This window comes from Halomonas sp. M1 (assembly GCF_029581375.1).
Taxonomy (GTDB): Bacteria; Pseudomonadota; Gammaproteobacteria; order Pseudomonadales; family Halomonadaceae; genus Vreelandella.
The window spans coordinates 1,615,058-1,628,884 of record NZ_CP121119.1 but is presented as its reverse complement, the minus strand read 5'-3'; the positions used below and the strand labels follow the sequence as shown (position 1 = coordinate 1,628,884).

15 protein-coding genes are annotated in these 13,827 nt (G+C 55.4%); 5 read left to right on the top strand and 10 right to left on the bottom strand.

What is annotated here, in order from left to right; translation table 11 throughout:
- Positions 1-92: 92 nt before the first annotated feature.
- On the top strand, positions 93-1,670 hold the full coding sequence (gene guaA, locus P8S54_RS07340; RefSeq protein ID WP_281443866.1) for a glutamine-hydrolyzing GMP synthase: 1,578 nt from the start codon (positions 93-95) through the stop codon (positions 1,668-1,670).
- A gap of 179 nt (positions 1,671-1,849) precedes the next feature.
- Positions 1,850-2,461, top strand: coding sequence for a Fic family protein (locus P8S54_RS07335; protein WP_281443865.1), 612 nt, complete (start codon positions 1,850-1,852; stop codon positions 2,459-2,461).
- Positions 2,462-2,477: 16 nt separating this feature from the next.
- On the opposite strand, the gene P8S54_RS07330 is transcribed toward P8S54_RS07335, so the two are convergent.
- The gene (locus tag P8S54_RS07330; protein ID WP_168183926.1) at positions 2,478-2,642 is read right to left on the bottom strand and encodes a hypothetical protein; all 165 of its coding nucleotides are present in this window, start codon (positions 2,640-2,642) and stop codon (positions 2,478-2,480) included.
- Positions 2,643-2,908: 266 nt separating this feature from the next.
- On the opposite strand from P8S54_RS07330, the gene P8S54_RS07325 reads away from it, so the two are divergent.
- Entirely contained in the window at positions 2,909-3,700 is a 792-nt protein-coding gene (locus tag P8S54_RS07325; protein WP_281443864.1) for a PhzF family phenazine biosynthesis protein, read from the top strand.
- 150 nt (positions 3,701-3,850) lie between these two features.
- Here the strand turns inward: P8S54_RS07325 and P8S54_RS07320 are convergent, their stop codons facing one another.
- The 4 genes from P8S54_RS07320 to P8S54_RS07305 form a co-directional block, all read right to left on the bottom strand.
- Positions 3,851-4,147, bottom strand: coding sequence for a DUF1330 domain-containing protein (locus P8S54_RS07320; RefSeq protein ID WP_281443863.1), 297 nt, complete (start codon positions 4,145-4,147; stop codon positions 3,851-3,853).
- A 33-nt stretch (positions 4,148-4,180) separates the two neighbouring features.
- The gene (locus tag P8S54_RS07315; RefSeq protein WP_281443862.1) at positions 4,181-4,858 is read right to left on the bottom strand and encodes a type 1 glutamine amidotransferase domain-containing protein; all 678 of its coding nucleotides are present in this window, start codon (positions 4,856-4,858) and stop codon (positions 4,181-4,183) included.
- A gap of 186 nt (positions 4,859-5,044) precedes the next feature.
- Positions 5,045-5,578: a hypothetical protein gene (locus P8S54_RS07310; RefSeq protein WP_281443861.1), complete on the bottom strand. Its 534-nt coding sequence runs from the start codon at positions 5,576-5,578 to the stop codon at positions 5,045-5,047.
- A 99-nt stretch (positions 5,579-5,677) separates the two neighbouring features.
- Entirely contained in the window at positions 5,678-6,121 is a 444-nt protein-coding gene (locus tag P8S54_RS07305) for a helix-turn-helix domain-containing protein (RefSeq protein ID WP_009095683.1), read from the bottom strand.
- A 73-nt stretch (positions 6,122-6,194) separates the two neighbouring features.
- On the opposite strand from P8S54_RS07305, the gene P8S54_RS07300 reads away from it, so the two are divergent.
- Together P8S54_RS07300 and P8S54_RS07295 are read left to right on the top strand one after the other, a co-directional pair.
- Positions 6,195-7,232: an SO_0444 family Cu/Zn efflux transporter gene (locus P8S54_RS07300; RefSeq protein WP_281443860.1), complete on the top strand. Its 1,038-nt coding sequence runs from the start codon at positions 6,195-6,197 to the stop codon at positions 7,230-7,232.
- Between the two features lie 33 nt (positions 7,233-7,265).
- Complete coding sequence (locus P8S54_RS07295) at positions 7,266-8,018, top strand: potassium channel family protein (RefSeq protein ID WP_009095687.1); 753 nt, start codon at positions 7,266-7,268, stop codon at positions 8,016-8,018.
- A gap of 83 nt (positions 8,019-8,101) precedes the next feature.
- Here the strand turns inward: P8S54_RS07295 and P8S54_RS07290 are convergent, their stop codons facing one another.
- The 5 genes from P8S54_RS07290 to P8S54_RS07270 form a co-directional block, all read right to left on the bottom strand.
- Entirely contained in the window at positions 8,102-8,848 is a 747-nt protein-coding gene (locus P8S54_RS07290; RefSeq protein ID WP_281443859.1) for a hypothetical protein, read from the bottom strand.
- A gap of 5 nt (positions 8,849-8,853) precedes the next feature.
- Positions 8,854-10,329, bottom strand: coding sequence for an amidohydrolase family protein (locus P8S54_RS07285; RefSeq protein WP_281443858.1), 1,476 nt, complete (start codon positions 10,327-10,329; stop codon positions 8,854-8,856).
- 194 nt (positions 10,330-10,523) lie between these two features.
- Complete coding sequence (gene msrQ, locus P8S54_RS07280; protein WP_281443857.1) at positions 10,524-11,144, bottom strand: protein-methionine-sulfoxide reductase heme-binding subunit MsrQ; 621 nt, start codon at positions 11,142-11,144, stop codon at positions 10,524-10,526.
- Positions 11,144-12,160, bottom strand: a complete 1,017-nt coding sequence (gene msrP, locus P8S54_RS07275; protein WP_281443856.1) for a protein-methionine-sulfoxide reductase catalytic subunit MsrP — start codon at positions 12,158-12,160, stop codon at positions 11,144-11,146. Before msrP ends, msrQ begins: the two co-directional genes overlap by 1 nt.
- 116 nt (positions 12,161-12,276) lie before the next feature.
- Positions 12,277-13,824 (bottom strand): ATP-binding protein, encoded by a 1,548-nt coding sequence (locus tag P8S54_RS07270; RefSeq protein ID WP_281443855.1) that lies wholly within the window; start codon positions 13,822-13,824, stop codon positions 12,277-12,279.
- Between the last annotated feature and the right edge of the window lie 3 nt (positions 13,825-13,827).

Genomic DNA, 13,827 nt, shown 5'->3' with positions numbered 1-13,827 from the left:
GTTTCCACATTAAATGGCGGCGGGCACTAAGCCCCGCCGCTTGCTTTTTGGCTTTACCAGCGGCACCTCCACCGCTCAACCGAGACCCCGCCATGAGTGACATTCACGCCCATAAGATTCTGATTCTCGACTTCGGCTCCCAGTACACCCAGCTGATCGCCCGTCGGGTTCGCGAAATCGGCGTATTCTCCGAAATCCGCGCCTTCGACATCACTGAAGAAGAGATTCGCGAATACAACCCCAACGGCATCATCCTGGCCGGTGGCCCGGAATCCGTCACTGAGCTGGATTCCCCCCGCGCGCCTCAGTGTGTGTTTGAAATGGGCCTGCCGGTATTTGGTATCTGCTACGGCATGCAGACCATGGCTGAGCAGCTTGGCGGTAAGGTAGAAGGCTCTAACCAGCGTGAGTTTGGCTATGCCCAAATTCAAATCGACGCTGAAACCGCGCTGTTCAAAGACATTAAAGACCACGTGGATGCCGACAGCGGCAAAGGCCTGCTAGACGTATGGATGAGCCACGGCGATAAGGTAGCCAAAGCCCCCGATACCTTCACCGTGACCGCTTCCACGCCGAGCTGCCCGATTGCCGCCATGGCCTGGGAAGAGAAGCAGTTTTACGGCGTACAGTTCCACCCGGAAGTGACCCACACTCTGCAAGGCCAGCGCATTCTTGAGCACTTCGTGCTGGATATTTGCGGCGCCGAGAAGCTGTGGACACCGGCACAAATCATCGAAGACCAAGTAAGCCGTGTGCGCGAGCAAGTGGGCGACCGCCACGTACTGCTCGGCCTTTCCGGGGGGGTGGATTCATCCGTAGTAGCTGCGCTGCTGCACAAAGCGATTGGCGACCAGCTGACCTGCGTCTTCGTCGACAACGGCCTGCTGCGTAAGCAAGAGGGCGACCAGGTCATGGAAACCTTCGCCAAGCACATGGGCGTTAAGGTGATCCGCGTAGACGCCGAAGAGCTGTTCCTCGGCAAGCTGAAGGGCGAAAACGACCCGGAAGCCAAGCGTAAAATCATCGGTAACACGTTCATTGACGTATTCGATGAAGAAGCCAGCAAAATTGAAGGCGTCGATTTCCTTGCCCAGGGCACCATCTACCCGGACGTGATCGAATCCGCTGCCTCAAAGACTGGCAAAGCGCACGTGATCAAATCCCACCACAACGTAGGTGGCCTGCCGGAAACCATGAAGCTCAAGCTAGTCGAGCCGCTGCGCGAACTGTTTAAAGACGAAGTGCGCAAACTCGGCCTAGAGCTCGGCTTGCCCTACGATATGGTTTACCGCCACCCGTTCCCTGGCCCCGGCCTAGGCGTGCGCATTCTGGGTGAAGTGAAGAAAGAGTACGCCGACATCCTGCGTGATGCCGACGCTATCTTCATCGAAGAGCTGCGCGCCTCCGGCTGGTACGATAAGACCAGCCAAGCCTTCGCCGTATTCCTGCCGGTGAAATCCGTAGGCGTAGTGGGTGACGGTCGCCGCTACGAATGGGTCATCGCGCTACGCGCGGTAGAAACCATCGACTTCATGACCGCCCGCTGGGCGCACTTGCCCTACGAGCTGCTGGAAAAGGTCTCCAACCGCATTATCAATGAGTTGGAAGGCGTTTCGCGGGTGACCTATGATGTGAGCAGCAAGCCGCCTGCTACGATTGAGTGGGAGTGATCGCGTCCAATTAGGATGACGATTAGCTAGACTCTTTCAGGCCGCTCGAAATATCGAGCGGCCTTTTGTATTTTTTGGGTATGCTAATTGGGTGCAGCATGGCACGCAAAAAGATCAAACAGAAGCTTGTGGGGCTGGAGTATGGAAGATACAAACAAGCGGCGAGGTAAGTCGCTCTTATGAGTCGCTATGTTGTTTCTGGTAGCGAAGGTGAGTACCAACCTGGCTCGGAAAATAGGGTGCTGGGAAATCTCATTGGGATCACTGACCCCGTAGAGATAAATATTGCAGAAACAGAGCTGCTTGCAGCTCTTTATATGCAGGTTTTTGACGACTTCCCTAAAACGCTTACTTTCCAGACAATTTGCCGATGGCACAGAGCTTGGCTGGGCAATGTGTATCGTTGGGCGGGCCAATTTCGAACCGTTGATATGTCCAAACCAAATATTCGGTTTGCATCGCCTATACAGATCCAAAGGCTGGCAAAAGAGTTTGAGGGTCAGTATCTCTCACGTTTTGCTGAGTTACCTGAGGTAGGGGACGAACAGCTAATTACATTGCTTGCCGAAATGCATGTCGAGTTTATACTGATTCACCCATTCCGAGAGGGTAATGGGCGGATATCGCGCTTGCTGCTAGATGTGATGGCCGTCAAGGCGGGTGCTCAACCACTCGATTACAGCCTGTGGAACGAGCATAAAGACTATTACTTCAAAGCGATTCAAGCCGGACGTGACGGTGATTATCAGTTTGTTGAACGCTTAGTACGAGACGTTTTGGAAATACAGTGAGAACGAGCTGATAGTATCAGAGAGCTAGGGTTAACTTGGTAAACCGACGCGTATGAGACTTCAGACGCTTCTCAATCACTGCCGTGCGCTCGCCTGTTTCAATCGCGCTTGAACTGGCCACTGCGCGCAAAATATGCTCGCGGGAAACCATGACTTTATCAGTTGGGGCTTTACGAACCATCTCAACGCTCCTAGACAGACCAGTAATTATTATAGCAGTAACCCCGCTTGTCGTGCCTGTTACTTGGCCTAAAAGGTGGCCAAGTGGTGCAATCAAAGCTCGTCGAACTTAATTTAGATAAGTGGGCTTAGTCGGCGATTGCCGCCGCTACGAATAGATCATTGCGCTCCGCGCTGTTGAAACCATCGACTTCATCTCCTAATGCGCTATATAGTTTTTTGTTGAAGTTTTTAATTACTGCCCCTTTTTCGCGAAGTTAAAGCCCCATGAAAATCGATCTATACCAAGTAGATGCTTTTGCCTCAAAGCCCTTTGAAGGTAACCCAGCGGCTGTTTGCCCGCTGGGTGCGTGGTTGGAGGATGCGCTGCTGCAGGCCATTGCCGCAGAGAACAACCTTTCCGAAACCGCTTTTTTTGTACCCACGGAAGCAGGCTACCACCTGCGCTGGTTTACGCCTTCAGTGGAGGTGGATCTTTGCGGCCATGCCACGCTGGCGGCGGCGTGGGTGATCTTTAATGTGCTGAGCGATAGCGCAGAAACGCTGAAGTTTGAAACGCGTAGCGGGCCGCTATTAGTGCAGCGTGAGGGCGATGAACTGGCGATGGATTTCCCCGCGAAAATGTTAGCGCCTCTGGAAATGCGCGCGGAGGTAGCCGCAGCCCTTGGCGGTATCGAAATTGAGGACCTGCTGATCTCAGATGACATTGTGGTGGTGGTTGAGGAAGCCAGTGTGATTGAACGCCTTGCACCGGATATGCTGCGGCTTAAACAGCTGCCGGGGCGGGGAGTGGCCGTCACAGCCAAAGGCAATGATGTGGATTTTGTGTCCCGTTGGTTTGGCCCCAAGGTGGGCGTGGAAGAAGACCCGGTGACTGGCTCGGCGCATACCTCGCTTGCCCCGTATTGGGCGGCGCGTTTGGGTAAGCAAGCGCTTACTGCTCGCCAAGGTGGGGCGCGCCAAGGCGCGCTTAGCTGTGTTGTAGAGGGCGAACGGGTGGTGATTAAAGGGCGTGTGGCGCCTTATTTAACCGGGCACATTATGCTGCCCAACGCCTGAGGTGAGATTAACCACGTGGTTGAGCCGAATACAGCGGTTATTCGGCTCAGTAGGTGAGCCGAATAGGCCTCTGCAGTTTTCAAACGTTTTGGCGGTGTTCCCATTCACCAGCGCTAACTGGGTGTGACGAACTGGTCACCTAAAAATGCATTAAGCCTCTTCGAGACCCTCCACCATAAACACCCGGTAATCTGCCCCCAGGAAGCGGTGCTTGCGGGCTTCCTGGTAGGCGGGGCTTTCGTACCAGGCGCGGGCGGCGGCCATGTCGGGGAAGCGTAGAATCACTGCCCCTTCCATGGCGCTGCCTTCCAGCACTTCAAAATCACCATAGAAGGCTAGCGGCTGTGGGTCGTGGCCTTCTCGGGCGGCTTTTGCTTTCTCGCTGTAGCGCTGCATTTCCTGAGCATCGTGCGTGTGTTCTCGGGTAAGTACGACATACGCGGGCATCAACTTCTCCTTGCTTATCGATGAAGAGCGCTATTAAGAAAGCTTTTTGAGCAGCGCTTGGGCGGTGGCTTCTGATGAGCCGGGATTTTGCCCGGTGATCAGCAGTCCGTCCACTTCCACGTGGGAGCTCCAGTCGTCACCTTTGGTGTAGCGGCCACCAAGGTCTTGCAGCATGTCTTCTACTAAAAACGGCACTACATCGGTTAGACCAACGGCCTCTTCTTCGCTGTTGCTGAAGCCGGTAACGTTGCGGCCAGCTACCAGCGGTTTGCCGTCGCTGCCTTTCACGTGGCGCAGCACGCCGGGAGCGTGACACACCGTGGCGACTGGCTTGTTGGCGGCAATGGCATCTTCAATCAGGTGGATTGAGGTGGGGTCTTCGGCGAGGTCCCACAGCGGGCCGTGGCCGCCTGGGTAAAAGATGCCGTCAAAGTCTGCCAGATTGATATCGGCCAGCTTGTGGGTATTTGCTAGCACTTGCATGGCTTCGGTATCAGCCTCGAAGCGCTTGGTGGCCTCGGTTTGGGCATCCGGGGCGCTGCTGGTGGGGTCAAGCGGCGGCTGGCCACCGGCAGGAGAGGCCAGAGTTAGCTCGGCGCCCGCATCCTTAAAGGCGTAGTAAGGTGCGGCCAGCTCTTCAAGCCAGAAGCCGGTTTTATTGCCGGTGTCGCCAAGCTTATCGTGTGAGGTAACAACGAGCAGAATTTTCATGTTGGCATCCTTTCTGGTGAGTAAAAGAAGTGTAGTGGCTGCCTGGTCAATGTTGAAAGTTGCAGCAGCGCGATGGGGGTAGCTTACGTTTGATTAGACCAGTCGTCTAGTGTTGGGCATCTTACTCTTATCAGGCTTGCTTGCGTCATTTTTTATAACGGTGGGGGCAGCAAGAAAAATCGTGGCTTATCTTAGGGTAGCTTTCGGGTCTGTCTTGGGTTGTGGCTCTGGCTCAATGATAATTTCTTGACCCTGCCACTCCTTTTCCAGTGTCGCCAGGGCAATTTCATAACAATCCTCAATATGGCTATTGCCCATGTACTTCATGGCCGTAAAGCTGATGCCGCCGGCAACGGCGCTGCCTACCAAGGGGACGAACTTGGCAACACCTTTTGATGCAACCTTGACCCCCATCTTACTTAGAAGCATCACAATGAGCTTTTTTGTGATGTATTTACCCGCCATTTTGCTGCCCGTATTGGAAATGGCGGTCATTACAAACAGCTTGCTTTCGGTATCCATGCCGTCGATTTGTTCAGGCGACAAGCCGAATTTTTCATTAATTTTGGGAATTAATCGCATCAATATGGCAACGTCTGAACCAATATCCAGCCCGGGTATGGGGATCATCGCGGAGCCAGCGGAAAGCCCCGAACTTCTTGTCACCATGGCATGGCACGCCTTTTTAACGGCTTCAAGCTCTTCTCGTGACTCGATCATTCAATGATCCTCTTTATTACGCGGGTGTGTCATAACCGTAGTCGACGGCCGGATGAAGTTCGATGTTGTTAACGTTAGCTGGCGTACGGCGACACTGCGCTACTCGTTTCTTTCCCCGCATCCCCGCTCGCTGCACGTGGGCTGGTGGTCATACAGCGTTTTAATAATGCGGCAGTTGGCAGCCTTGCCACCTCGGCATTGATGAACCAGTTGGCGCAGCTCATTGGCCAGTGCCTGTAAGGCGGTAATGCGTTCTTCAAGATGTTGCAGGTGGCGGCTGGCGATATCGTCGGCGGCGGTGCAGTCGTTGTCGGGGTTATCTGAGAGCGCCAGTAGTTCCTGAATACTATGCAGGTCTAGCCCCAAGCTTCGGCCATGGCGAATAAAGCCAATACGCTCTAGTGCTGCTTGGTTGTAGCGGCGGTAGCCTTGCTCTCCACGCTGTGGTGGTGCCAGTAAGCCCAGTTTTTCATAGTGGCGAATGCTTTCAGGAGAGCAGCCTGTGCGGGCGGCCACTTCACCAATACGATAAGCGCTTTTCATCAGCTTGACCCTGTAACGATTACAGGGTTTAGGCTAGTCGTTACTTTGTGAGTTAACAAGCAGGTAACCTACGATGACGCTGATCAATGAGCTGTTGAGTATTGCCTTAACCGCTGCGCCTTGGCTGCTGTTGGGGTTGGTTATCGCAGGGCTGATTAAGGCATGGATGCCGGAACACTTATTACAGCGTTGGATGGGCGGACGCGGGCTGGGCAGTATTACCCGGGGAGCGGTGATTGGCATGCCGTTGCCGCTGTGTTCCTGTGGAGCGATTCCCACTGCGCTGGCGTTGCACCGGGGTGGCGCGGGCCGTGGGCCCACCACGTCTTTTCTGATTAGTACCCCCGGCGTTGGCGTGGACTCAATGCTTATCACCAGTGTGCTGTTAGGCCCATTAATGGCGCTGGCGCGGGTGCTGGGGGCCTTGGTAACCGCGATAGTAACGGGCATTTTAGTGGGCTTTACCGGACAATCAACAGTGCCGAACAATACCCCTGTTAGCAGCTGCTGTGCATCAAAAGGCTGTGAATCTAAAGGGGTGAGCGATGAAACAGGCGCTGCCGCTGAAGCGACGGGGGTAAGGGCAGGGTTAATGTATGCCTTTAGTGATTTACTGGATGACATCAGCCGTTGGATGTTTGCCGGTTTATTGCTGGCGGGGATGTTGGTGACCTTTGTGCCGCCAGAAACCCTGGTAGGTTTTTCGGGTGGGCTGCTGGCGCTGCTTCTTATGGCGGTGATCGGCATTCCCTTGTATATCTGTGCGACGGCAGCCACGCCGGTGGCTGCGGGTTTGCTGTTGGCGGGCATTTCACCGGGAATGGCGTTAGTCTTTCTGCTGGCTGGCCCGGTAACGAGCCTAGCCACCCTGGCCATTTTGCGGCGTGAATTTGGCAGCCAGGCCTTGGCGGTTTATCTGGGTAGCATTCTGCTGGTGACGGTGCTGATCGGCTGGGTGTTTGATAAGGGGCTGGCGATGACGGGATGGGACCCGGTTCAACAGGCCAGCCAAGTGCAGGAGCTGCTACCGGCCTCTGTTGAATGGTTGGCCTTAGCTATCCTGTTGCTGGTCGCTATTCGGCCTGTTCGTAAGCGGTTGTTGGGGTTTTAGATCGCTGCATTCACTAATAAGTCTTTTGAAGAAATGATTATAAATAGAGCTGAGCTTTACCGGCAGTTAGCGTTAGAAACGCACCTGCGGCAGGGGTTGTCGACCATTAATAGAGTCATCTGTGTGCTGATTCTGCTGGCATCGCTGGTGGCTATTTTGGAAACGGAGCCAACGCTGCGGGCGCTTTTGCCACGCCTTTTTCCTACCTTAGAAACCGTGTTGGTGGTGATCTTTATCGGTGAGTATTTACTGCGTCTGTATGTTGTCGGTGAAGATCCGCGTTACCGCGGGATAAAAGGCCGGTTGCGCTATGTATTTTCGTTTTGGGCCATGGTGGATTTACTGGCGATTTTGCCTTACTTCCTGGGGTTTATGGTTCAAAACAACGGCTTCTTACTACGTATGTTGCGTTTGGGGTTAATGCTGCGGCTAACCCGTTTAGGTAGGTTCAGCCAGGCTTGGGCAGCACTGGCAGAGGCGCTGAAGTCTCGTTCTCATGAGCTGTGGTTGAGTGCGGGTTTAGCGATCCTGTTGCTGTTACTTTCCTCTTTCTGCCTTTATTTAGCAGAAGCCTCAGCCCAACCTGACGCGTTTGGCAGCGTGCCCCGTGTGCTGTGGTGGAGTGTTACTACGCTGACGACGGTGGGGTATGGCGATATGGTTCCTATCACTGGGCTAGGTAAGTTTTTTGCGGGATTAACGGCGGTGGCGGGCATCGGGATTATTGCGATGCCCACGGGGATTTTAGCGGCGGCATTAAGTGATGCGTTTCAGAAAAATCACTAGACTCAGGTAGGAGGCCAACCGCTCAGGCTTTTGGGTGTTACTCCTAGGACGAGCGGGGCGTCACGTCGTGGAAGGACGAGTTACTAAAACATCCAAGTAGCCCCGAGTAGTGGGCCGTTCATCGCTACATCGATGCGAGTGCCGTTTTCGTCGCGGTCTACTGATAAGTGCCGAAAGCCTGCTGAGAGGTGAACAGCGTTATTTAGCTGGTAGTTGGCGGTAGCAACGGCTTGCCAGGTGCTATCAGAGCCGATGCCGAAGCCGAAGCCGCCGGCATCAACATGCACCAATGTTGACCAGTTAGTCGCCCAGGTGGAGCGCAGCCGGGCGGCCAGGAGTGGGTCGACCCAGCGTTCGGTGTCACTGGCGCTAACCCCTAAGGCGGGCACCTTTACGTCGGCTTCGATCCGCCAAGCGCGTGCGCCTGCTAGTAGATCAAGGTATTGGGTCGGCGTGCTGACCACTTGATAACCGGCGGCAGCGGTTAATGAGCGCTGGCGCAGGTTGCCTTCCACTGCAACGCCCGGCAATAGCATGCTCTCATTGCTAAGGGACGCCCAGGTAATATCTCCAAACAGGACCCAGCGGTCTTTGCGGGCGCTACCGGCCATAAAAAACGCGCCTTCCAGGTCATCCATTACGTTGCTAAACGAGTGTGACGTACTGACAGTGGGGGAATTAGCCAGTGGGCGCAGGTCACCGGATAACCCTGTCATCCATACATAGGGGGTGAGCTGGTAACGCCACGCGCTTTCTTGCGCATGGGTATGAGTCGCGAAACCTGCGGCTATCAGGCCAATGGCGGCAACCAGAGAGGAGGATTTAAGCATCACTATTATCCTTGTAAGGTGTCTTTGTAGATGCGTCCACCTTTGATAATCAGGCGTAGGTTACGCTCTGGATCATGAAGAAAATCAAGATTTTGGCTAGGGTCACCATCGACCAAGAGCAGGTCGGCAAGCGCGCCGGGTTCAATTTTACCTAGCGTGCCGGGGTAGGGGTTACGCGGGCCAGAAAGCGCTAACAGTTCGCCGTTGCGTCCTGTGGCCATAGCCAGCACCGTTAAGGGGTCGTAAAAGCGGGTGAGCTTGGCCAGCTGGCGCAGTTGATTGGGCGTATTTTGCGGGCTAAACAGAATATCGGTGCCCCAGGCGGTTTTAATATCGAAGCGCTGGGCGAGCTCATAGGCCCGCACCGTGCCTTCTGCCACTTGGCGCTGGGCTTCGCGACGAGCCGCATCGGGGTAAACGTTGGCATCTTCATCCTGAAGGAAGGGTTGAAGGCTCCACCACGCGCCTTCGCCCGCCATCATTCGGGCGGTTTCTTCATCGGCCAGCTGGCCGTGTTCTATCGATTTAACGCCAGCTCTTAGCGCCCGCTGAATGCCTCGGGGGGTATACACATGCACCATAACGTAGGTGCCCCAGTCTTCCGCCGCTTCAACCGCTGCGCGTAGTTCGCGCTCGGTAAATTGGGTGCTATCCAGTGGGTCGTAGGTGGAAGCGACCCCGCCACCCGCCATTAACTTAATTTGCGTTGCCCCTAGCATCAGCTGCTCACGGGTGCGCCGTAGCACTTCGGCTTCACCGTCGGCGATGGCGGCTACCCCTTGGCGCTCCTGTTCGCTCAAGGGGGTCGTGCTACCCCGAGGCACGTCATGGCGCATGCGGAAGTCGCCGTGGCCAGAGGTTTGGGAGATCATGGCGCCAGCAGGAAAAATACGCGGCCCCGCCACAATGCCTTCATCAATAGCGCGTTTTAGCGCGAAAGACGGCCCGCCTACATCCCGCACCGACGTAATGCCCCGCATCAGTGTGCGCTCTGCTTCCTGAGCAGCCACTAAATGCACATAGCCTACGTCTGAGGTCATGGCGGCGACTTGGCTAATCGCCGCCAAAGTGGTGTGCCAGTGGGCGTCGATCAATCCCGGCATTAAAACGCGGCCGCCGCAATCGATCAATTCGGCACCTTCCGCAGGGGCATCCTGAGGCAAAATTGCCTGAATGCGGCCCTCTTCAATGCGCACGGTTACACCTTCGCGCAGCGCTGTGCCGTTGCCATCAAACAGGGCAAGGTTGGTTAGCAGTAGAGGGCCACCTTGACGCTTGGGTTGGCTGCCGATTGACGCTGGGGCATGTAAACCAGCAAAAAGCGCCATCACCGCCGCGGCACCACCGATTAATTGACGACGGGAGATATCGGCCATCATGCGTTCATGGAAGCGTTGAAGCAGCGGCGAGCCACAGCAGCAAGCGCCATGGCCCGGGTGATGTAGCAATGAAATTTGCAGTGGAGAGACAGCGGGGGGCATAGACGTCACCTTTGTCAGTTCTGTTCAGGCGTTACTGGGCAATAACGCTGCATAGCAGGGCCTTCCATGTCAGTAAATTATAGTGAGGCAATGCGTTACACAAGCTGAAATCTGCGGCGCTATGAGCTTTCCCCTTTCAACGTATGTGTGTCCTCTCCTGTTCAGTATAGGCGGCTAACCTGCGTGTGCCGTTTCTAACGGCGGCTGAGGCGATAGCGTACTTTAGGCAGTGTGCGGGCGATGGGGGGCAGGCGTGTTGCCATGATAAGCGCAGCAATAGCGGCGTACATCGCCCACTCTTGCAGGTCGGCACGCACTACCCAGAAGAAGTGCAGCAGCACTAAGCCTAAGATGGGGTAAGCGTACTTGTGCAGCGGCTTCCAGCGTTTGCCGAGCCGCTTCATCGACCAGCGATTGGAGGTAGCGCCCAGTACGGCAAGGCCAATCAGCGCCAGCATGCCCACAATAATGTAGGGCCGCTTTACCAGCTCGCTACCCAGCAGCGCCCAGTTGAGGCCCAAAATAAACAGTACATAGCAGAGCATGTGCAGGGTGGCATAGGCGAGCGCCCAGAGGCCAAGCTGGCGGCGGATGAGGGCAAAGCCTTTCCACCGGGTGAGTTTGGTGAGCGGGGTAAGGCTGAGTGTCAGTAGCAGCATCCATAGCCCGCCAAGGCCGATATTCAGCAGGAGATAATTACCTGGCTCTGGGCCTGCGGCGTTATTAGCCACCTGCCAACTCCAGAATAGCAGCGGCGCCAGCGCCGCGAAAAATATCCCTAGGCGCCACAACAGCCATAAGTTCAGCGCGGCCATTAGTAGTTTGCTCTCAAATCCAGCCCCGCATACATCTCAGCGACCTCGTCGGCATAGCCGTTAAACATCAGGGTGTCGATGGTGTTGGGGCTGAACAGGCTATTGGGTAGCCGACGCTCGCGCGACTGGCTCCAGCGGGGGTGGTCAACCTGTGGGTTAACGTTGGCATAGAAGCCATACTCATTCGGGGCGATGAGTTGCCAGGTGTTGATCGGCTGCTCTTCCACCAGCGAGATGCGCACAATGGATTTAATGCTTTTAAAGCCGTATTTCCAGGGCACCACTAGGCGCAAAGGCGCACCGTTTTGGTTGGGCAGTTCGCGACCGTACATGCCCATGGCCAGTAGCGTTAGCGGGTTCATGGCTTCATCTAAACGTAGGCCTTCCACGTAGGGCCAGTCGATGAGTGAAAATGAAGAGCGTTGCCCGGGCATCTGCTCGGGGTCGACCAGGGTTTCAAAGCGGACGTACTTGGCTTTACGGGTGGGGTCGGCGCGTTTGATTACTTCTGCCAGGGGGATGCCCAACCAGGGAATCACCATCGACCACGCCTCGACACAGCGTAGGCGGTAAATGCGCTCTTCAAACTGGGAAGGCTTGGCGAAGTCTTCTAGGGTAAAGCGCCCGCCATTATTCACTTCGCCATCCACCACCACGCTCCAGGGCTGGGTTTTCAGGCTACCTGCATGGCGGGCGGGGTCGGTTTTGCCGGTGCCAAATTCGTAAAAATTGTTGTAGCCGCTGGCATCATCAAAAGGGGCTATCTTGTCTTTGTCGGGGTTGCTGGGCGTAATAGCGCGCCACTGGGTGTCGCTGATTTTCTCTTTTAGCCACGCTGGCGCATCGCCTTCAGGCACATCTGAGTAATCAGCATTGGCATGTGCGTTGCCGGAAAGGGCCAGGCCCGCGCCTAGGCCGACCATACCCCCCATAAAGCGCCGCCTAGAGAGGTAGATAGACTCCGGCGTTACATCGGATTCGCGCAGGTCACTGGGTTTGGCAATCTTGATAAGCACGGGATGCCTCCACGAGGTAAACGATTGGGTAACGTGTGGGGTGAATACGCTAAACAGTTTGCATGAGAGTTATCACAGCTATCTCTCACTGTTATGACGTAGTGATCACGCAGTTATTACGTATTTATAACGCTGGGTACGTGAGTGGCGTTTACCGGTAAACGTATGCAGAAGCAGGCTCCGCCAGTGGCAAGATTGTGCACCCAGATATCGCCACCCTGAAGCGTCATAATTCTGCGGGCAATCGCCAGCCCTAGCCCGGCATGGCCCGTTCCGCTAGCGGCTTCGCCGCGATAAAAAGGCTCAAAAATATGGGGTAGATCTTGCTCTGCAATGCCGGCGCCGCTGTCCTGTACGCATACTTCGGGTTCACCGCCTGTTTGGCCCACTACAACGTTAATACGGCTACCCGCAGGGCTATAGGCAATGGCATTACTGATCAGGTTATCCAGCACCCGTTCGGTCATGGCTAAATCTGCATAGGCGATGGGCAGCGCCGGGTTGCCACTCAGGCTTAGCGTTAACTGACTCTCTTCCGCGGCTTGGCTGTGCTTCTGAACCACGTCGTGGACAAGCTCTGCCAGCGGAAAGGGTTCTGGTGCCGGCTGTTTCTCTCTTGCCTCTAGGGCGGCAAGCTCAAAAAGCTCATCCACTAAGCGGCTTAAACGGCGGCCCTCTTTAAGGGCGATATCAAGAAAGCGATCTTGCTCCTCAGGACTAAGGCGGTCACGCCTTAACTTCAGGCTTTCGATATACCCTTGCATGGAGGCCAGTGGCGTACGCAGGTCATGGGATACCTGGGCGATCAGCTGGCGGCGCTGGGCATCTTTCTCTTTGAGTTGTTCGATCTGGGAGACAATCCGTTGGGCCATATCGTCGAAGGAGGCACCCAGGTAATCAATCTCGTCACGTACCACTGGCCGTTTGTCGCGCCATTTTGCGCTGTTAAAATCAGCAAGTTTGTGCCCAGCCCTGTTCGGCCGTGCGCTGAACGGGTGCTGGCGCATGTCGCTGTTTTCGAATTCCGCTACTAGCCGGGCGAGCGATCTCAGGCGGCGGGTCAGCAGGTGGAAAATGGTTAGCCCTGCGATCATGGCCACGACGAGGCTCACTAACAGTGCCCAGGCGCTCATCTCAAGCACTTTGCCGCCCCGGGCCATGGTTTCCGCCGCATCGTACTGCTCTCCACGTAATACCACGTAGAGATACCCTTCAGGGGTGTCAGCCGAAGGCACCGGGGTAACGGAAAAGACTTTTTGCCGGTCGTGGCTACGGGGGTCGTCGCCGAGCATTGGGTAGAGGCTTTTGTCATTCATCAGCCTGTGTATCGGGGTCAGCGAGACTTGGTTGCGCTTTATCTGCGCGGGGTTAGCCGAGTAGGAGAGAATGGTGCCATCCAGTCCCAGCAGGTAGATTTCAATACTGGGGTTGATGGCCATATACAGGGAGAACAGTTCTTCCAATGCGCCCGGGTCAAGCCCGCCGTCGCTGACCAAGTTTCTGTCGGATACTAAGGTCTGTGCCAAATCCTGGTGCAGTGCCTGGCTGACGGAGGCGCTGTACCCGCGCAGCGAATAGAGGCTGATAAAGGTATACAGCAACCCGACTACCAGCAGCAGGAGAAACAGCCCGATAGAGAGCCGGGTATAGAGTGTTTTCAGCATAAT